Here is an 18,838-nt window from a genome sequence, read left to right on the forward strand (position 1 = left end):
ACTACATAAAAATAATTTAATTGCTTATCAATAAAACGTAAATTGTGCCTTATGTGTCCTTGGTTTATATTGGTTTTCCATTTGGGACAAGATAATGCACAAACTATTGATGAAACTGATACTCACGGGGTTGACCACCCTATGGGGTCACGCTGTAGTAGCCGCTGAGTCAGCGGCCGACAGCTACCCGGCACATCCTATCAAGTTCGTCGTGGGCTATCCGCCCGGTGGAGCGAGCGACATTGTGTCACGGTTGGTGGCGGCAGATTTGCAGAGACGCCTGGGTCAACCTGTAGTCGTGGAAAATCGCCCCGGTGCTGGCGGCAATATTGCCACAGAAGCGGTGCTACGCGAAAAGGCGGACGGCTATACCATTCTGTTGGGAACAATTGCCCACGCGACCAATATGTCGGTTTATAAAAATCTGAAATATGATACGTTGCGTGATTTCAAGCCCGTGATTCAGTTTTCTGCCGCGCCAAGTGTGCTGGTCGTTAATGCCAAATCGCCGATTAAAACGGTGGATGATATTGTCAAACAGGCTGGCGAAAAACCGAACGAAATGACCTTTGGTTCGACAGGGGTGGGTGGCTCACCGCACTTGGCCGGGGAGCTGTTCAGAATGAAAACGAATATCGACATTCGTCATGTTCCTTATAAAGGAGCGGGGCCGGTTCTTAATGATCTGATGGGTGGTTTCATTGACATGTCTTTCATGACCATCCCGGGTGCGATCAGCCAGATCCAGGCGGGCGCCCTGCGTCCCATTGCGATAGCAAGCGACACGCGTTCTGCTTTGCTGCCCGATACCCCAACCCTGGCCGAATCTGGCGTGAAGGATTTTCTGGTCAGCTCCTGGAACGGATTGCTGGTGCGTAAGGACACTCCACCTGCGATCGTAGAGAAGCTTAACCGTGAAATTAATGAAATTCTGAAACAACCCAAATTGGTCAAGCAGATCGAAATTGAAGGCAGTGCACCGGTGGGCGGCACATCTGAAGATTTTGAAAAATTCATTCAGTCTGAAATTACGCGCTGGGCAGAAGTTGTAAAGCAGGCCAACGTGACGCTTTGATGCGATACCGGGGCCTGACAATCTGCGTCGGGCCTGGGTATCGCTTTTCTACATGGGATCAAAGCCATAGAGTTCAGCCGGATTATCCACGAATATGCTTTTTTGTATTGTGCTCTCGGGTATCCATTGGCAGAAGCGATTCAGAAGTAAACCGTCGTCTGGCATGATATCGCCTCTGAATAGATTGGGGTGCGGCCAGTTAGTGCCAAACAATATCCGGTCCGAACGAGTGGCGACCAGTTTCTCGGCGAATGGACGCATATCGTTTCCGCTGCCATCTTTCAGTGAGGAGCGACGGTACCAACTGGAAATTTTGACCCAGCAGTCTTCGCGTTCGGTCAACAATTGCAATAATGTCTGGAACCCTGGGCTATGGAGGTCTTCGTCTCCGCGCACGCTACCCATGTGATCAAAAACCAGTGGTACGGGCAAGGCAAGCAGTTCGTTCTTGAGAGCAGGCAATTCATCAACGCGCGTCAAATGTATCTGCAGGTGCCAGCCCAGCGGCTTGAGTTTGGGCGCGAGCAATTGCATGGCCTGCATTCCTCCGTACCCTTTCAGGTATGTTGAGAGCCGCACGCCCCGGAAACCGTCTTCATGCAGTTGGCCCAATGCTTTTGTATCGATATCTGGAGAGACACCCGCAACACCGCGGGCCCGGTCCTGGCCCAGGCGCCGAATGACGTCTGTGGTCAGACTATTGTCAAAGCCGTAAACGCTGGCGCTCACTTGCACGGTTCTTTGCAGGCCCAGTTGCTTGCATAGGTCCAGATAAGCGTCCAGGGTGGCGCAAGCCGGCGTATAGCTGCGCGGTTCTACCAGCGGATATCGCTCAGGTTGCATGTAAACGTGGCAATGGCAGTCGGTAGCGCCCGCGGGCAGCAGCACTTTTGGCCGTGTGGCGCTTTCAAGCGGTGCCAGGCATTCTGGATAGGTCATATCATCCTCCCTTATTGTTGAGCGTTCTTGGTAATGCCAGCCGCTTTTACGATGCCGGTCCATTTGTCTGTTTCGCTTTGAAGAATGTGTTGAAAGTCGTCCTGCGTTCCGGGTCTGGCTTCGGTGCCTAACTGTTCAAGCTGTGTGCGAATGGACTGGTGTCGAAGAATCGTGCGCAAGGCGTCGTTCACTTGCTGCGTTACTTCCGATGGCGTTCCCGCGGGAAAGAGAATGCCCGTCGTCGTGCTTGCTTCATAATCCTTCAGTCCTGCGCTGGCTATGGTAGGCAGTTCGGGCATGAGTGCGGATTTTTCGTTTGTAGTAACAGCCAGTGCGCGAACTTTACCGGCTTTCACTTGAGGTAAAGAGGACGCCATCTGGTCGAACATCAAATCGATCTGACCTCCCATCAGGTCGGTCATGGCCGGGCCGCTGCCCTTATAGGGCACATGCAGGAATTTTGTTTTACTCAGATTCTGAAACATCTCCCCAGCCAGATGGTTGGACGTGCCGGCACCGGCAGAGCCCATCGTGAGTTCTCCAGATTTGCTATGTGCATATTTCAGAAACTCAGGCAAGGTGCTGGCAGGCAAATCCTTATTGACAATCAGGAGCATGGGAGCGATTGAAATCGGGCCTGCCGAAACAAAGTCTTTGGCCGGGTCCAAGGGCACGTTTGGGTCCAGCGCCCGCATGGCAGCCAGTGAGCCAGTAGAGGCAAGCAGGGCAGTGTAGCCGTCGGGCTTGGCTCGCATGACACTTTGCGCGCCCACCAAACCGGCTGCACCTGCTTTGTTTTCGACCACAACAGTGGCCTTCATCTGTTCACCCAATCCCTTGGCGATAATGCGGGCCGTGGCATCTATATTGCCACCGGCTGGAAACGGGACGACCAGGCGGATGGGTTGCTGCGGCCAGGACGCCGCGAAACTATAAGGTGCTGCGATCAACGAAAGGCCAGTGGCCAGGCCCAGCAGGTTTTTTTTCAATTTTAAAGTTGTCATTGTGTTATCTCCTCCCCCGGGCATGGCTAGCCCTGTTCGTACTGCTGGCCCAATGCAATGAGTTCGGGCGTGCCGATGAGTTCATTGAGTTGGTCAAAGTCGTTCATTTGATCCCACATGGGCTTGGTGGTGCCGTGGGTTTTAAGGCTGGCAAAATACGCCTGCAGGCGAGCGCTGACAAACCTTGCCGTGCCGCCAGGAAAAATGACAATGCGGTAGCCGTATTTTTCGAGTTCGCTGACGCTTAGAATCGGCGTTTTGCCGCCTTCAACCATGTTGGCCAGTAGCGGTACGCGGTCGGCGAAGCGGCGGCAAACCGTATCCATTTGTTCCGGAGAACGGACGGCTTCCACAAAAAGGGCGTCCACGCCGCACTCCAGATAACGTTCGGCGCGCTCCAGTGCAGCCTCGAAGCCTTCGACCGCCAGTGCATCCGTGCGTGCCAGAATAAGCGTTTCTTCGCTGCGGCGTGCATCGAGCGCCGCCTTGAGCTTGCCGCACATTTCAGCTGTGGTAACCAGCGACTTGTTGGCCAGGTGCCCGCAACGCTTGGGAAATGACTGATCTTCGAGCTGGATCATGGCTGCACCGGCACGTTCAAAGCTGCGTACAGTCCGCTGTGTGTTGAGCGCATTGCCAAAGCCCGTGTCTCCGTCCACAATCACGGGCGTCTGAACCCTGTCTGTGATCTGTGCCAGCACCTCCACAGCTTCATAGGCAGTGGTCAAGCCCACGTCGGACCGGCCAAAGCGGGTGTAGGAGACAGCACCGCCTGACAGATAAAGCGCATCAAAACCCGCCTGTTCGGCAATCAGGGCGGTCAGCGAATCGTAAACGCCCGGGGCAAGGATTGCCCGGTTTTGCTGGAGCTGTTGTTTCAACGTCGGATGAGTCACGCGGATTTCCTGTTGTTAGAGGTCTGAAGGTTTTGATTGATGTTCAGGGGCATGCCCATGTGGTCGGCCTGGCGTCGTTCGTAGGCCAGAAATTCATCTGAAATACCCTGTCCGCGCATGCCGCCCCGTACAGATCCGGCACGCACGTCACCAAAGTAATCCTGCCATTCTTCAGGCAGCGGCTGGGAGCCGGGAATGGCCAGCCACAAACGCAATAAATGACGTTTGAGATGAAATTCCTCGTAATCTTCAAATTCTGTGCGTGAGTGCAATACCACGTAGTTGTTGAGCAGTTGAAGATCGCCAGGTTCCAGCCACATGGAATAGCAAAAGCTCGGATCAGCCAGCAATTGGTCCAGCATGTCCAGCGCCTGATTTTGCTGTTCGGTCAGGCGTGGCAGCTCAGGGAAGTCCCGCTCTGCCGCGACAGTGTTCTTGCGATTGGCGCGCAACGCGAAATGGGTGGGCTGGCTGCCCAGAATAGGGCATTGATAATATGGCGGCTGATCGGGCGCCTGGGTTCCCTGGTAGCTATGGTGGATAGGGGCACGCAGTACCTCAAGCAATTCGGGGTGGCGCCGTTCGATTTCCTCTATGACGGTGATCGAGCTTGTGATTTTGCTCTCACCGCCACTCCTGGCAGTGCGCAGCGTCAACAGGGCAACAACGTCAGCCGAATCGGCGTGAAAATCCAGTTTCGCATTCGTGTTATAGCCGCGGCCGTTTTTTGTCTTATAGCTTGCTCCAACGTCCCGTACTGACGTCATGACATCGCTGGCCCGGTTTTGGGTTCGCGCTACACCGACGTGCAGACCAATGCCCCAGTAGACCAGACGCGCGTCGTCTTCGGACCAATTGTGCACCGGAAATCCCTTGAGCAGGCACACGCCCCAGCGCCCTTGCGTTGCCCCGAAGGCCGATCGCAGGGCTTTTTTAGCTGCGTCATTGAGGGGGAAATCATTTGCGGTCATGTCGAGCATGGGCTTGTTCACGCCCCTTACGTGTCTCAATGCCTGTTCAAAGCCAGCTATGGCATCGGCATCTAAGTGCTGGACCCAGCTTTGGTCATCGGTCATATCCTGGGCTGTCCATGCACTAGGTAATTCGGAATTCATGACGTATTGTCTCCATCGTAAATAAAATCAAGGGGATGTATGCAAGAATAAGTCAGGGCCTATTAAGATACAATCGAGTTTTCGTTAAGCACTAATTAAAAAAAATTTATGAAGATGGAGACCTTTTCCTCGCTGGCTGCGGTGCTGAGTTCCGGGACGTTGGCCGGGGCGGCTCGCATTTTGCATCTCACACCCAGTGCTGTGAGCATTCAGATGAAGCAGTTGGAGCTGTATATGGGACAACAGTTGTTCGACAGATCCGGGCTGGAGGTCAAGCCTTTGCCAATTGCATTCGAAATGTCAGCAGTGATGCAAAAAGCCCTGGAGCAACTGGAATTGCTCAAGCGTGATCGCACTTATGTGGTGGAAGGACATGTGCGTCTTGGTATTATCGAGTCCATGCAACCCTTGCTTTTGCCGGATCTGACTCGCATTATGCGTAGCCGATATCCGGCGTTGCATTTGCAAATCCAGCGTGGCAAGAGTGCTGAGCTCACCCACGCAGTGAAAGCTGGAGAGCTGGATGCAGCCGTTGTTGCGCAGCCCGAATCGGGCGGGTCTTCGCGCATGCACTGGCATTTTCTACAGGCCCAGGAGCTGGCGCTGGTGGTGCCTCCTGATGAGCCAGAGCAGCGCCTGACAAAGCTGTTTCAGCGCTATGACTGGATACGGTATGATCGACGCACGATTGCGGGCCGATTGGCGACCCGTTATGTCAATCACCATATTGGGCCGACGGTGCAGCCGGCCAGCGTCGAGTTTGACGGGGTGAGGGCGATTCTTTCAATGGTGAGTGCGGGCCTGGGCGTGTCGGTCGTGCAGTTGACCGAGCCTGGTATTCATTTGAACTATCCCGTGCGCATACAGAAGCTGCACAATGCGCCTGTCATTCGTTTCGCATTGGTCATGCGCAAGCCCGATGCCGAAAGTCGGCCGCTTGGGACCCTGCAAAGCGTATTGTCAGAAATATTCGACGTTCATGTCGGGAAACGTTATCAAAGCGCGGAAAAGGGAGCGCTGATTCATCGCATTCCGAATAACGCAGATGAGTGACGAATCCCGCTGTTCAAGGCATAACACGCTCAGGACAGATTCTGTGATTACGCAATTGGCCTGTTGATGACACTGCTGGGATTGTCATGAGTTACGCTGCTCACTGATTTCAATTGTCATTTGTCAATTGTCATTTGTGATGTGCAGCAATGACAACTGTAGTTATGGGGTTTGGGCAAAGAATGCCGTGCCTATGAGACTTCCTGTATCTCGTACTGCCGTTGAATCGAGCTGGTTTCAACACCCCATCTTGAGCTTTTTGTCCGTTCCTGATGGGTGTCAAAACTTTTTTGATCCGCAAACAATTCCTCAACCGTCCACACCAATGGGTCAGCGGTTTCTTCTACTTCAAAGGCCACGCAACCGGGCTCATTCTTTGTCAACCGGATGTGTTCTGGAAGAAAATGGCGAATTAATTCGGATTCTTCACGATTTTTACAGATTAGTTTTCCACTCAGTTTGATCACGTGTACTCCGATTTTTCACAGGGTCAAAGCCCGCCGTATCCGGCACGATGCCGGTAGCGGTGATTTTATCGTGTTTTGCTGGTCAGCGGACCTGCGGGCGGGTCGCATCAACAGGTATGGCACAGGCGTGTCGGACAATAAGATTTATTGCTAAATCGTTCTTTACCGTGAAACGCCAAGCCATCCTGGAATATAGACAAGTGGGAGACGGCTGCCTGCAACATTCAGCGCAGCCTTGCGTGTAATCAAAACTGCACTGTCGCCCCGTCTTCGGGAATCTGCACGCGTTCCTGTATGCCCTTTTCCTGCACATATTCCCTTAACTCTTTACGGGTCTGGGCCATGTGGTTGATGGCATCCATATGCGTGGCGACAATCGTTGCGTTGGGGGCTGCCCGGGAGGCACGCAGTACGTCTTCCTTGCCCATGATAATGGAATCTTCAAAGTCGCTCATCATGGCGTACCCTGCATTGATCACGATGACTTGCGGATCGTACTGGGCCAGCGCCTCATCCACTTCGTTGCGCCAGATAGTGTCACCCACAAGATACAGTGTCTTGTGGCCAGGCGCCTGGAAAACAACGCCTATGGCAGGGCCCAACGCCTTGGCCACTTCTGGTACGGCATACATTTTATCGGTGCCATGCTGTCCGCCCGTCTTGCTCAGCGTCACGCCACCGAATTCGGTTTTATCGGACAGGATGCGCACGTTGGTAAAGCCCTGTTCGCGAATCATTGTTGCATCGGCCAGATTTTGCGCGTAAAGCGGGATGTCTTTGGGCAGCAGTTTCTGGGCGGCCTCATCCCAGTGATCCAGATGGGTGTGGGTGATGATGACTGCATCGACGCCGGCAATGACCTCTTTTTCAGAAATCGGCAGTTCGACCAGCGGGTTGCGCAGAGTGCTGCGGTAGGTTCCCTCAAAACCCGGGTAGGTGCCTTTTTTGGCCAGCATCGGGTCAATCAGAAAGGTGGTATTGGCGTACGTGATTTTTACCGTTGCATTGCGGATCTGCTGCAACTGGACTTTCTCTGTGGGGGATGCGGCGGTGGCCGCCTGCGTTTGGGCAAATGCAGCGCCCGTGGTCAGGCTCAGGCTCAACGCCAGAGAACTGATAGCGGTTTTCATAGACATGTGGCTACTCCAATGTATCGCTTGGTTAAAGAAGAGCCTCTATTGTGTTCCCCGCCGGTGGTTCGCAAAAGTGGCCTGAATGACAATATTAGATAAAAACAGGCCAAAAGGTGGGTGATTTTATGGCCTGAAACAATATATAGATTAAAATCAGGTCAATTCTTCATTTAATCGGTTATTCACTCATGTCTTCCATTCGCGTGGCCGTGTTGGCCTTTGATGACGTCAGCCTTTTTCATCTCTCGGTCCCAGGCCTTGTCCTGGGCGCCAATAACGGGTCAGGCCCGGTTCGATACGAACTGCAATATGTTGCTCAACAGCCTGGCCAGATACGTACTGACCAAGGGGTTATGATTGAGGTGCCGGATGGCCTGCCGGCGTTGCAACAGGCCGATATCATCATTGTTCCCGCCTGGAGCGACCCCGAAGTGCCTGCGCCGGAGGAACTCACCATGGCATTGCGACAGGCACACGCCAACGGCAAGTTGATTGTGGGTTTGTGTCTAGGGGCATTTGTGCTGGGAGATGCAGGCTTGCTCGATGGCCGGGAAGCGACCACGCATTGGGTGGCGCGCGACGTATTTGCGCGGCGTTTTCCGCAGACCTTGTTTCGTCCCGACGTGCTTTATGTGGCCGATGACAACATTGTTACGTCAGCTGGCACCGTTGCCGCTATTGACTGCTGCCTGCATTTGCTGCGCGAGCATCACGGTTATGAGGCGACCAATCATGTGGCCAGGCTGCTGGTGACACCGCCCCATCGTCCTGGCGGACAGGCGCAATATATTGAGCGACCCATGCCAAAGCTAGCCGACAACAATCGTTTGCCCGGTGTGCTGGAATGGGCCCGTGAGCATCTGCAGGAGCCGCTGCCGCTCGATACGCTGGCCAGCGTGGCCAAGATGAGCCGGCGCACCTTCACCCGACGCTTCCGGGAAGCCACTGGCACCACCGTCAACCGGTGGCTCAATACCGAGCGGGTGGCCCGGGCGCAGCAGTTGCTGGAGACCACAGACTTGTCCATTGAACGCATTACTGCGGAGGCCGGCTTTGGCACCACCCTGGCCCTGCGTCAGCAATTTACGGCCCAGCTGGGTACCTCGCCATCGAACTATCGGCGTAATTTTTGCAAAACAGCAGGTGCGGCGGTGCTGGTGTAGTTGGGTTTTAGAGATGCCAGTTGATATCCGGGGGAGTTTTGTTTCACCGTAACAGCATCATCGTACCAGCCAGTTCTTCATCAGTAGATTGGGTACGCGAGAGAATTCCCGCTCATTGTCCGTTACCAGCACGGTCCACATGAGCGATCACAGTGGCATCCAACTCCGACCAAAGTCATAAGCCCTTGATATCATAGGTCTTGATCATGTTTTTCATGATTGAAAAACCTTTATCGATATATACCGAAAAATCTGCCGCGCTTGCCGGGTAGCTTTTAATACCGTACCGGTTGACCAGGAATTGCCCGTATTCGCTACCGGAAACCACCTTATGGATTGCGGCCTGCAGCCGGGCTTTCGCATCCTCGGGAATGCCTTTAGGCGCCGCGACACCGATGATTCCTGTGATGCCCACATCGTAGCCTTGCTCCTTGATGGTCGGCGTATCGGGAAACCACGGCAGCCGATAGTTGCTCGCAGACGCGATGACTTTGAGCTTGCCTGCCTTCACAAGTTCAACGTATTCAGAAGGACCTTGCAGGGCAACGTCCACAAATCCGCCGATGACGGCATTGATGGATTCTGCGGAAGATTTATAGGTAATCTGATCGAACTTGCCACCGGTCACTTTTTGCAGCTGCAAAAAGGGGAAATTGTTCGGGGCGCCCGTCACGCCATAGAAGACGCCAGCTTCGGACTTGGCTCTGCTTATCAGATCTTCGATATTATTAATTGGCGACTCGGGCCTGGCGACTATGCCATAACTGAATTCGGCTACACCACCGAGCAATTCGAAATCGTCCCTTGTGTAGGGCACCTTCAGCAGTTGTGAAGTGAAGGTTGCGGTACTGTATGAATACAGTCCGATGGTATAGCCATCGGGCTTGGCCCTGGCCAGATTGCCCAGTTGCAGTGTGCCGGTCGCACCGGGCTGGTTGAGTATGACGACGGGCTGACCCAGCTCCTGCTCTAAAAGCCTGGCAAGCTGTCTGGCAATACCGTCGGTGGAGCCGCCGCTTCCGTAAGGGACTGAAAGCGATATGGTTCTCTCGGGATAGTCAGCGGCTTGGGTCGAGACGCCTGCCAGCATGCAGGACAATCCGAATATCATATGACTGAACTTCATTCCATCTCCTTTCTCAATTGTGGGTGCAATAAGGGTTAGCCGGTTCAGTAGGAGGCGTCATGTTCGAACGTTCGAATAGGAATACCGGCGTTATTGGCTCTGTCCACAAAGTTTTTCTTATGGCCAAATTGGCACTTGATCTTACGTGGACACGTTGCGCTTCACAATGTAAGGAAATTGAATATCTGAACTGCAGAATATGAAGGATGCTCGGGCGTTGCGTGCGATGAGGCGTAGTAGATGGACTATCCGTAATATAACGATAGGCATAATAGGATAGAGACCAACCCAGCGTGACGTTATTTGATGATGTCGCCAGCGTCTTTTGGTAGCGGTTGATGAGTACTGAATTAGATCAGTCCAGAAGACTCACGTTCAAAGCCCGCCATCTTGCGTGCTCGGACTTAATATATTCGACATACATGTCTCCTGTACGATAATCAGGCGTTCCTCCCAGAGACATGAAATCGTGCTTGATTGCTGGGGATTCAAGCGTTTCAACAATAGCGCGAGTCAGCCCATGTCGAATATCCTCCTTCAATCCAGTAGGCGCCACCAGACAATAACCGCCGTCCGCAAAAACGTCTGGCAGGCCGCATTCCTCACAAGTGGGGGTGTCGGGCAACCATGATGGGCGCTGATGGCCGGCCACCATCAGGGGGCGCACAACTTCGTTTGTGATGGCAGACATCGCGCCAGCCGCTTCGGCGAAAACAATATCCACCCGTTGTTTCATTAAGTCGGTCATGGCCGGCACTAAACCTTCATAGTTACGTGCATTCAGAAGTAGATCAGTTTTTTTCTGAAATAGATCAGCCAGTACACTTAAACTGCCCTGACCCACGTGCGCTATCTGATACTTTCCAGGACGCATCCGTGCCTGGGCGATCAGATCCGTCATACGCCATGCGGCGACATGAGACCCGACCAACAGTATGTTTGGAACGTTGACCAATCCATGCAAATAAGTCACATCGTGAAAAACGTCGAACAGATTGTCTCCCTTCCCAACGCAAGAGAAAACCGTAGCGCCTGTTCCCGCCAGCCCGATAGTTAGACCATCAGGTGAGGATCTCGTTATCTTGTGCACGCCCAACAGGCCACCCAGCCCGACTGCGTTGTCCACTGAAACTCGCCTCTCTATTTTTTCACTGAATACCTGGGCGAAATAGCGTGCATACCGGTCCGCAGGTCCGTTAGGGGGGAAGGGCACGATCAATGTAATGCCACTATCGGTGGATGTTTTGCGATGCCGGCGTGTCAATGCGTCTTTTACCAAGCGGGCAGCTTCAGACAGGTTTGCTGCTTGACGCGTCACAATGGAAACGCAATGATCCAGTTTCGGGCTGATTTTTATACGGCAGACTCTTGGGTTGGGCGCCGCATCACCACAGCTTGTAGGCAATACCGCCACCCCAAAACGCTCGGAAGCAAGAGACATGGCCATGGCAGGTTGCGCAACTTCCTGAGCAACTGCGGGGTTAATTCCATAACGACTGAGAAAACTGTCCAGGCTCGCTCTGCCACCGCTGTTGCTGCTCAGAAGTACAAGGGTCTCGTATTTAAGTAAACCGACGGGGATCTCGGAGCGCCGGGAAAAAGGATGATCGACACAGCAAAAAACAGAGTAATCGTCGTGCAGGAGCAATTCGGAGTGCAGGTCTGAAGGGATGGAATCGTCTACGCAGATACCAAGTTCCGCCGAGCCAGAATGGACAGCATCAATCACGGAGGTATGGGTGAGATCTCTTAGCTGTAGCCTGATATCTGGATAGGACTGTTGGGCGAAAGCAAGACGACCTGCAAGGTCTCTTCCTGTGACTGTCGAGCCGCAGGCCACCGTGAGTGTCCCCCTGGCAGCCGAACCTTTCTGCCTCGCACGCTCGATTACCAAGTCCAGGTTAAATAGTGCTTCGCGCAAGGGGCCGATCAGTTCACGGCCGTCTGCGCTAAGAGACACTTGCCGGCTCGTGCGCTCAATCAATGAAATACCCAGGTTTTCGTCAAGCGCCTTGATTGCCTGGCTTACCGCCGACTGCGTCAATCCCACCGCACTGGCGGTCGCGCTGAAGCTTTCTGTTTCTGCTATCGATAACAAGATTCGAAGCTGCTTGAGGGTAACGGGGCTGTTGATAAACGCATCCATAAGAATAATTAATATATTGGAAAGCTAAATTAATTTATCTTGCATTGCAAGTGCCATTACATTGTCTTTACCCCGGCAAATAGGGCATTTGCACTCCTTCTGTAAGACTATACCAGCATATATCAGGAACGGCATTGTCCATTGCCGCTGTATGGAAAGTTGCATTGCCCATCTTTTGATTGGACTAGATAGAGTATTTCTTATAAATCACTACCGCTGCCCGGAAGGAAGAGGCGCAACGCACTTTTATGGATGGAAATGGCTTGAGAACAGGAAACAGGCGTATGGCAAACGAGGTAAACAGCAAAGTCGACATTGACGGCCAGTCACTCTCCATTGAGAGCATGGTAAAGATTGCACGCGAGGGCGCTACAGTTGGACTGCCACCGGTTGCGTGGGAGCAGATCAGAAGCGGACGAGGCGTCGTTGAGCGCACTGTTTCAAGAGGGGATCTGGTCTACGGGGTAACAAGCAGCGTTGGCGCCAAAACGGGCGTACTTTTGGATCCTGAAAATTACACCGAATTCAATCAGCGGCTTCTGGAAACGCACAATTTCGGCCATGGGCCGACAGCCTCACATGAGGTGGTGCGTTCCATGCTTGTCATATTGCTCAACAGTATGGCTAGTGGACGACTGGGTGTTCGACCTATTTTGGCGGAAAAGATAGTTGACGCGCTCAATAGTGATCGCTATTTTACCGTTCACCTTTGGGGTTCTACCGGCGAAAGCGATATGTCGCCAGTCGTTGATATTGTTCTGGATCTCTATGATGATGTGCAATTGGCTGCCGGGGAGGCGATCGCGTTAATCAACTCCAGTGCCTTGTCAATCGGATCGGCAGCGCTGGCTGTCCATGATATCGAGAAGGTGCTCCGTAGCGGATGTGTTGTCGCTGCGTTAAGCATGGAAGGGTTTGCTGCCAACCCTTCTATCCTCTCGAATGCGGCCGTGAGGTCTCGTCCGTTTGATGGGCTTGCTCTGGCGGCTAAATTAATCAAAAGCGAACTGGAAGGCAGTTATATCTACAAAGAACACGGACCCAGGCATTTGCAGGACCCACTCTGTTTCCGGTCGCTTCCGATCACGTATGGCAACGCTTTTGATGTGCTCGATTTTGCGAAAAAGCAGATTGGCATCGAACTTAACGCGAGCCAGAACAATCCCGTTGTTTCCATTGAAGACGATGCGATGGTGTCGGTAGCGAACTTTGACATGCTGTCTCTGTCGATGGCGCTTGATGCGCTTAGGCTAGCCCTGGCACCTGTGGTGACTGGCTCCACGGAGCGACTGGCAAAGCTTGTTGACTCGTACTGGTCTGGCCTGAGTGTCGGGCTTATTGATGCAGACGAGCTGGGTCTGCCGGGATTCAATGGCTTGGCGCAGGTGCATAAATCACTGACTTCCGAAGCCAGGCTCCTGGCCGCCCCCACGGTTAATGAACTGGCTAGTTCAAGCCATTCCAATGGAAACCTTGATCGCGTCAGCATGGCGAGCTTGTCCGCTCGGCGCTCCATGGAGATGGCCACACTGTCAAAATCCATTCTGGCGTTTGAGCTACAGGTGGCGGCCCAAGCGGTAGAAATAAGGAAAGTGCAGACTATGCTGGGGGCCAATACCACCAGGATCTTCAGGTTTGTCCGAAATCTGCTCCCCTTTGCAGGTGGGAGCCAGAGAGTGCCTCATCCCGCCCCACTTATGGATGCATTAGAGGAGATCGACTATGAGCTGCAACGGATTTTATGCCCTTTGCGGGAGACAGGATGTAGCCAAGCAGTTTAGTTTGCAGGAAAGATCAAATCACAAATGAAAGAACGTGCTGTACCGGGGTCCCGGCAGCCAATAACAAGGAGGAGTGTAATGGATATTAAAAGAAGAAGGGCGCTGATCGGCGCAATCAGAGGATTGGGCGCCCTCGCGGTTCTAACGCCCGGCCTTGCAAGGGCGAACTATCCTGACCGACCGATTCAACTGGTTGTTCCATTTCCGCCAGGGGGGCCTTCAGACAACTACGCACGAATTCTTGCCTCTGCGCTACAACAGGAATTGGGGCAAACCGTCATCGTTGTCAACAAACCCGGCGTGTCAGGGGCATTGGGCATTCAGTACGTTGCAAGAGCAAAGCCCGATGGCTATACCTTCGGCTTGGCCGGCATGGGTGCAACTGTTTTTCTTCCATTGCTGACCTCGAAAGTCCTTTTCGATACCGACAAAGATTTGACGTTCATTGGGGACGTGGTTGCAACGCCTAATGTGTTCATTATCGGCAACCATGTGAAAGTAAACGATATTGCTGATCTGATCGCTAAGGCGAAAGAGAAGCCCGGTGCATTTTCATATGCCTCTACAGGAGTTGGTAGTACCTCACACGTATTGACTTCCCTTTTCGAGCAATCTGCGCAAGTCAAACTCTTGCACGTACCCTACAAAGGCGCAGCGCCGGCGCTGCAGGAGTTGCTGAGTGGCCTGGTAGATATTTTCATTGGTGATGCAGCCGGCATTCTTCCTATGGTCAAAGCAGGCAAGGCAAGAGCGTTGTTTGCAGTGGATAAAGAGCGGATGGAGTGGCTCCCGGAACTTCCCAGTGCGCCCGAAGTCGGTCTGCCCGACGTGTATCTGAGTGGCGAATATGGACTGGTCGGTCCGGCCGGTTTAAGTGACAGTGTGCAAAAAAGTATACATAGCGCTCTTGCCAAGGCGCTTTCGAGCAAGACTGTGAGCGAGAAATTCGGCCAGCAATTTGGAAAGCCGGTGATGGGTAGCGGTGCTGACTACAAAAATATGCTCGATACTGAGAGTAAGCGTTGGGCGAAGGTAGTCAAGTCTGCAAATATCTCATTAGATTGAGCATGGTCAGGTAGTTCCATCAAGGAGATAGTAATGGAATTGGTGCGTTTGGCATCTGAGGTCATTCATCTGGAAAGACTGCAGGCGCTCAGGAAAAAAATTCATATGAACCCGGAACTTAAGTACGAAGAGGTCAATACCGCCAGCCTCATCGTCGAGCATCTGGATACTCTGAATATTCCATATGAAGATAAAATCGGTGAGACCGGCATTGTTGCAACAATTCACGGATTCGGCCGCGATCGCGCAAACCCAGGTCGCACAATCGGACTGCGTGCCGACATGGACGCGTTGCCCATGCAAGAGCATAATCGATTTGAACACGCCAGCAAAGTGGCAGATAAAATGCACGCATGTGGGCACGATGGCCACGTCTGCATGTTACTTGGCGCGGCCGAACTGTTGGCTTCCCATAATGATTTTGATGGAACGGTGCACCTGATTTTTCAGCCTGCCGAGGAAGGCGGAGCGGGTGCAAAGGCCATGATGGAGGACGGTCTGTTTGAAAAATATCCCTGCGACGCTATTTTTGCGCTCCATAACTGGCCAGATCTTCCTCATGGCCAGATGGCGGTCAGGCCGGGACCCATCATGGGCGCTTCTGTACGTTTTGAAATTATTATCTGCGGAAAAGGAGGGCATGGCGCGTTACCACATGAGGCAATTGATCCCATACCTATAGCGTGCGCTATCGTCGGCCAGCTCCAGACACTAATATCCAGAAGTAAAGATCCGCAGGATGCGGCCGTGCTGACCTTGGGAAAAATAGAATCTGGCATCATGGAGAATATTATTCCGGACCAAGCGAAGATTTTCGGAACATGTCGTACGCTAACGGCGAAAACCCAGGCGGTATTGGTAGAGGGCTTGCATCGCGTGTCGACTGGCATCGCGCTGGCCCATGCTGCAAATGCGGAGGTCAAGATCAAGTATGGCTACCCGGCTACGAACAATGATCAGGTCGAAGCCAAGTTCATGTTCGAGGCAATGAAAGACGTGGTGGGACCGCAGGCGGCACATTTCGAGCTGCCTGCGGCCCTTACGGCAGAAGATTTTGCCTATATGCTGGAAAGCGTGCCTGGCGCTTACGGATGGATCGGTAATCACATTCCAGGACAGCAGAAGAGTGCATTGCATAGTCCGACTTATGACTTTTGCGATAAAAATTTATTACTAGGCGCCGCTTTCTGGGGGCATTTGGTCAGAAAACGTTTCGGATCGTAAAGTTGATTCACTCATGATGCGTGTCAGATCCATTCCGAGAGTGAGGATAGCGACTAATAAACCAAGCATTAACAGTCACTTAGCAAGGATTGCAAAGAGTTGGTCGACTTCGAGTTAAAACGGTGGACCGAAGTGATCAAGGCCGCAAATATTTCTCTTGATTGAAATTAGAACCTTCTTTGAGCGATGGGTGGGAGATCCGAAGTTAGCAGTCCTGTTTTAGTCGCCATTTATTGTCTCTGTGTCCAGATGATATGCGTCGTGCTGCGTAAGTGGCGCAAAAAATCGCCAAAATAGGTATGAATTTCGGCGATTGGGTGCCGGCGCGATGCTTCAAACACAGTTGGCATTTTTTCTGTACCTGTTGTCCACCTGTCACTGTGTCGACGTATACAAAATTTCTTTGATGAATTTTTCTACAGCACGCGAGGCTGCTGTCAATGGATGCTGTCTGGATGTCGCGATCCAGGTGGTTTGCTGCACGCTGGGGCTGCACAAGTGACGGGCAGTTAACTGGTTGTTGCTGATGGCTTTGACGTAGGTGCCGGCAGGGGACAGGGTGACAAGGCCGGAGGCCAGCATGGCTTCCTGGATCAGTGATGAGGTACCGGCTTCCAGGGCAATATTGAGCGAGATTCCGTGATTAGCCGCAGCGCCAAGGATGTGGTCTGTAAGACTATTGGGACGGGCTGGCATGGCGATTGGAATTCCCTGCAGAACATTAAAGGGAATATCCTTCTGCCGAAATAGGGGGTGATCCGGCGTGCCGATGACTGACACCTGTCCACGCATGAGCGGGTCGGCATAAACCGGTTGGGCACCGCCGTAGCGATTGAACACACCAATATCAACGCGCCCCGAGCTTAACCATTCCTCGACCTGCCCGCTGTAGGCTTCCAACATCCGCAGCCGGATGCCCGGATGCGTGGACTGCAGACGGCGTACCAGGCTGGATGCCAAATGGCGCGACACCAACGGAATGACGCCAACCGTGACGTCTCCAGATAGTTGCGCCCGGGTATCAGAGACCAGAGCATCGAAAGCTTCCAGTTCGGCTATCAGGGATTGAACGCGCGGCATGATGCGTTGCCCGAAATCGGTTAAGGCGACACCACGACCGTGGCGATGAAAGAGTTTTTGGCCTAAACGGCTCTCCAGACCGGCCACCCGTCGGCTCAATTGGGATTGCGAGACGCCCATCGAGATGGCGGCCCGCAAAAAACTGCCATGGCTGGCTACCCGGATAGCGGCTTTCAAGCCTGTAACTGCGATGGAGGAGTCGACGGCATCGGCCATATCGGGTTGTTTTCCTGTTTGTTTTGAGCTGTGGGCAGAATTGCATAAATCACATATCTGGTATCCCGAAACTGCGCATTCATCATATATGAAACGCCCTAGAATCGTCTACAGATTACAACTTCATGGGAACAAGAATTTTGACTTCTGACAACGCTCACGGCCCGCTGCATGGTTTACGTATTCTTGATTTGTCGACGGTTATAGCAGGGCCTTATGCGTCGACGTTGCTGGCAGACTTGGGGGCAGAAGTCCTTAAAGTGGAATTGCCTGGCAAAGGCGACGGCCTGCGCGATTTGGCGCCGCACAAGAATGGCGTTCCCCTTTGGTGGAAAGTGACCAATCGCAACAAGCGCGGTATAACGCTTGATCTGCGCAAGGCGGGCGCGAAAACCGTGCTGGAACGACTTTTGCCAGAATTGGACGTGATCGTCGAGAACTTTCGGCCTGATACCCTGGACCGCTGGGGTATTACCAAGGAATGGATGCATGGTATTAACCGACGTCTCATTATCTTGCGTGTAACCGGTTTTGGGCAGACAGGTCCTTATCGCAACCGTCCCGGTTTTGCGCGCGTCTTCGAATCAATGAGCGGCTTTACCCGCATGTGCGGCGAGGAGGGAGGCAGTCCACTGCATCTGGGTTATCCCATCTCGGATGCGGTCGGTGGCCTGTTCGGCGCGATCGGCATCCTGGCTGAACTCGGTCGCTTGCGCGCGCAGCCGCAAAGCAGCGGTCAGGAAATTGATGTCTCTGTTACCGAAGCCATGCTACGGACCCTGGATTTTCTCGCCATCGAATATGACCAGTTGGGAGCAACGCGGGTCGGTTCGGGCAATTTGAGTCAGTATGCGGCTCCCGGCAACATCTATCGCACTCAGGATGGTAAATGGGCGTCCATTGCTGCATCCACCCAAAGCATTTACGAACGGTTATGCCATGCCCTGGATCTGCCGGCTTTGCTGGAGGATCCCCGCTTCGTGGACAATCCCACGCGTGTCATTCATCGAGAGGTATTGGATGGCATGCTTTCCGAGCGCATCGCCAGCCTGACACTTCAGGAACTGCAGCAACGGCTGGATCGCGCACATGTCGGTTTTTCACCCATTTACGATGCGTCGGACGTCATGGTTGACCCGCATTTTCAAGCACGCGAAGCCATCGTTACTGTGGACGACGACGAACTGGGGCCGGTGCGTATGCAATGTGTGGTGCCGCGCTTTTCCGAAACACCAGGAAGGGTTCATAGCACGGGGCCAGGTATCGGGCAGGATAACGAGGCCGTTTATGCCTCGTTGGGCTTTAACGATCAGGAAATTGAAGAAATGCGCCATCAGGGTGTGATATAGACGGCA

The 18,838-nt window shown here is 53.1% G+C and carries 16 protein-coding genes; 7 read left to right on the top strand and 9 right to left on the bottom strand.

Going from position 1 to position 18,838, the window contains the following annotated elements; genetic code table 11:
- The first annotated feature begins 94 nt into the window (after positions 1-94).
- A complete protein-coding gene (locus EV681_RS02805; protein ID WP_128393831.1) occupies positions 95-1,075 on the top strand; it encodes a Bug family tripartite tricarboxylate transporter substrate binding protein in 981 nt (326 codons plus the stop codon).
- A gap of 48 nt (positions 1,076-1,123) precedes the next feature.
- Here the strand turns inward: EV681_RS02805 and EV681_RS02810 are convergent, their stop codons facing one another.
- Genes EV681_RS02810 through EV681_RS02825 form a run of 4 tightly spaced genes read right to left on the bottom strand, consistent with a single transcriptional unit; the run spans position 1,124 to position 5,029 of the window.
- Positions 1,124-2,014: an amidohydrolase family protein gene (locus EV681_RS02810; RefSeq protein WP_165392920.1), complete on the bottom strand. Its 891-nt coding sequence runs from the start codon at positions 2,012-2,014 to the stop codon at positions 1,124-1,126.
- Positions 2,015-2,025: 11 nt separating this feature from the next.
- Positions 2,026-3,018, bottom strand: coding sequence for a Bug family tripartite tricarboxylate transporter substrate binding protein (locus EV681_RS02815; RefSeq protein WP_165392921.1), 993 nt, complete (start codon positions 3,016-3,018; stop codon positions 2,026-2,028).
- A gap of 26 nt (positions 3,019-3,044) precedes the next feature.
- A complete protein-coding gene (locus EV681_RS02820; protein ID WP_128393834.1) occupies positions 3,045-3,914 on the bottom strand; it encodes an isocitrate lyase/PEP mutase family protein in 870 nt (289 codons plus the stop codon).
- Positions 3,911-5,029 carry a TauD/TfdA family dioxygenase gene (locus EV681_RS02825; RefSeq protein WP_130303259.1) on the bottom strand — a complete coding sequence of 373 codons (1,119 nt, stop codon included), beginning with the start codon at positions 5,027-5,029 and terminating at the stop codon, positions 3,911-3,913. The genes EV681_RS02820 and EV681_RS02825 overlap by 4 nt, the downstream gene beginning before the upstream one ends.
- Before the next feature lie 108 nt (positions 5,030-5,137).
- On the opposite strand from EV681_RS02825, the gene EV681_RS02830 reads away from it, so the two are divergent.
- Entirely contained in the window at positions 5,138-6,082 is a 945-nt protein-coding gene (locus EV681_RS02830; protein WP_130303260.1) for a LysR substrate-binding domain-containing protein, read from the top strand.
- Positions 6,083-6,273: 191 nt separating this feature from the next.
- Here the strand turns inward: EV681_RS02830 and EV681_RS02835 are convergent, their stop codons facing one another.
- Both EV681_RS02835 and EV681_RS02840 read right to left on the bottom strand, forming a co-directional pair.
- Entirely contained in the window at positions 6,274-6,549 is a 276-nt protein-coding gene (locus EV681_RS02835) for a putative quinol monooxygenase (protein WP_130303261.1), read from the bottom strand.
- Positions 6,550-6,794: 245 nt separating this feature from the next.
- Positions 6,795-7,685, bottom strand: a complete 891-nt coding sequence (locus EV681_RS02840) for an MBL fold metallo-hydrolase (protein ID WP_130303262.1) — start codon at positions 7,683-7,685, stop codon at positions 6,795-6,797.
- 185 nt (positions 7,686-7,870) lie between these two features.
- Here EV681_RS02840 and EV681_RS02845 point away from each other — a divergent pair, with 185 nt between their 5' ends.
- A complete protein-coding gene (locus tag EV681_RS02845) occupies positions 7,871-8,845 on the top strand; it encodes a GlxA family transcriptional regulator (RefSeq protein ID WP_130303263.1) in 975 nt (324 codons plus the stop codon).
- Positions 8,846-9,020: 175 nt separating this feature from the next.
- Here the strand turns inward: EV681_RS02845 and EV681_RS02850 are convergent, their stop codons facing one another.
- Positions 9,021-9,971 carry a Bug family tripartite tricarboxylate transporter substrate binding protein gene (locus EV681_RS02850; protein WP_242612119.1) on the bottom strand — a complete coding sequence of 317 codons (951 nt, stop codon included), beginning with the start codon at positions 9,969-9,971 and terminating at the stop codon, positions 9,021-9,023.
- A gap of 355 nt (positions 9,972-10,326) precedes the next feature.
- Positions 10,327-12,117, bottom strand: coding sequence for a tripartite tricarboxylate transporter substrate-binding protein (locus EV681_RS02855; RefSeq protein WP_130303264.1), 1,791 nt, complete (start codon positions 12,115-12,117; stop codon positions 10,327-10,329).
- A gap of 284 nt (positions 12,118-12,401) precedes the next feature.
- Here EV681_RS02855 and EV681_RS02860 point away from each other — a divergent pair, with 284 nt between their 5' ends.
- The 3 genes from EV681_RS02860 to EV681_RS02870 all read left to right on the top strand — a co-directional run bounded on the left by EV681_RS02860 (position 12,402) and on the right by EV681_RS02870 (position 16,187).
- The gene (locus EV681_RS02860) at positions 12,402-13,898 is read left to right on the top strand and encodes an aromatic amino acid ammonia-lyase (protein ID WP_165392922.1); all 1,497 of its coding nucleotides are present in this window, start codon (positions 12,402-12,404) and stop codon (positions 13,896-13,898) included.
- Between the two features lie 78 nt (positions 13,899-13,976).
- The gene (locus EV681_RS02865; protein ID WP_165392923.1) at positions 13,977-14,963 is read left to right on the top strand and encodes a Bug family tripartite tricarboxylate transporter substrate binding protein; all 987 of its coding nucleotides are present in this window, start codon (positions 13,977-13,979) and stop codon (positions 14,961-14,963) included.
- A gap of 33 nt (positions 14,964-14,996) precedes the next feature.
- Positions 14,997-16,187 (top strand): amidohydrolase, encoded by a 1,191-nt coding sequence (locus tag EV681_RS02870; protein WP_130303265.1) that lies wholly within the window; start codon positions 14,997-14,999, stop codon positions 16,185-16,187.
- Positions 16,188-16,562: 375 nt separating this feature from the next.
- Here the strand turns inward: EV681_RS02870 and EV681_RS02875 are convergent, their stop codons facing one another.
- The gene (locus EV681_RS02875; protein WP_128393845.1) at positions 16,563-17,483 is read right to left on the bottom strand and encodes a LysR family transcriptional regulator; all 921 of its coding nucleotides are present in this window, start codon (positions 17,481-17,483) and stop codon (positions 16,563-16,565) included.
- A 140-nt stretch (positions 17,484-17,623) separates the two neighbouring features.
- Here EV681_RS02875 and EV681_RS02880 point away from each other — a divergent pair, with 140 nt between their 5' ends.
- The gene (locus tag EV681_RS02880) at positions 17,624-18,832 is read left to right on the top strand and encodes a CaiB/BaiF CoA transferase family protein (RefSeq protein ID WP_128393846.1); all 1,209 of its coding nucleotides are present in this window, start codon (positions 17,624-17,626) and stop codon (positions 18,830-18,832) included.
- The last annotated feature ends 6 nt before the right edge of the window (positions 18,833-18,838 follow it).

Source organism: Advenella incenata (genome assembly GCF_004217095.1).
Classification (GTDB): Bacteria; Pseudomonadota; Gammaproteobacteria; order Burkholderiales; family Burkholderiaceae_B; genus Advenella; species Advenella incenata.

Coding starts and splice junctions, on each gene's coding strand:
- EV681_RS02830 (WP_130303260.1), top strand. CDS start 5,138: ATGAAGATGGAGACCTTTTCCTCGCTGGCTGCGGTGCTGAGTTCCGGG.
- EV681_RS02825 (WP_130303259.1), bottom strand. CDS start 5,029: ATGAATTCCGAATTACCTAGTGCATGGACAGCCCAGGATATGACCGAT.
- EV681_RS02815 (WP_165392921.1), bottom strand. CDS start 3,018: ATGACAACTTTAAAATTGAAAAAAAACCTGCTGGGCCTGGCCACTGGC.
- EV681_RS02840 (WP_130303262.1), bottom strand. CDS start 7,685: ATGTCTATGAAAACCGCTATCAGTTCTCTGGCGTTGAGCCTGAGCCTG.
- EV681_RS02810 (WP_165392920.1), bottom strand. CDS start 2,014: ATGACCTATCCAGAATGCCTGGCACCGCTTGAAAGCGCCACACGGCCA.
- EV681_RS02870 (WP_130303265.1), top strand. CDS start 14,997: ATGGAATTGGTGCGTTTGGCATCTGAGGTCATTCATCTGGAAAGACTG.
- EV681_RS02805 (WP_128393831.1), top strand. CDS start 95: ATGCACAAACTATTGATGAAACTGATACTCACGGGGTTGACCACCCTA.
- EV681_RS02855 (WP_130303264.1), bottom strand. CDS start 12,117: ATGGATGCGTTTATCAACAGCCCCGTTACCCTCAAGCAGCTTCGAATC.
- EV681_RS02860 (WP_165392922.1), top strand. CDS start 12,402: ATGGCAAACGAGGTAAACAGCAAAGTCGACATTGACGGCCAGTCACTC.
- EV681_RS02875 (WP_128393845.1), bottom strand. CDS start 17,483: ATGGCCGATGCCGTCGACTCCTCCATCGCAGTTACAGGCTTGAAAGCC.
- EV681_RS02865 (WP_165392923.1), top strand. CDS start 13,977: ATGGATATTAAAAGAAGAAGGGCGCTGATCGGCGCAATCAGAGGATTG.
- EV681_RS02845 (WP_130303263.1), top strand. CDS start 7,871: ATGTCTTCCATTCGCGTGGCCGTGTTGGCCTTTGATGACGTCAGCCTT.
- EV681_RS02850 (WP_242612119.1), bottom strand. CDS start 9,971: ATGAAGTTCAGTCATATGATATTCGGATTGTCCTGCATGCTGGCAGGC.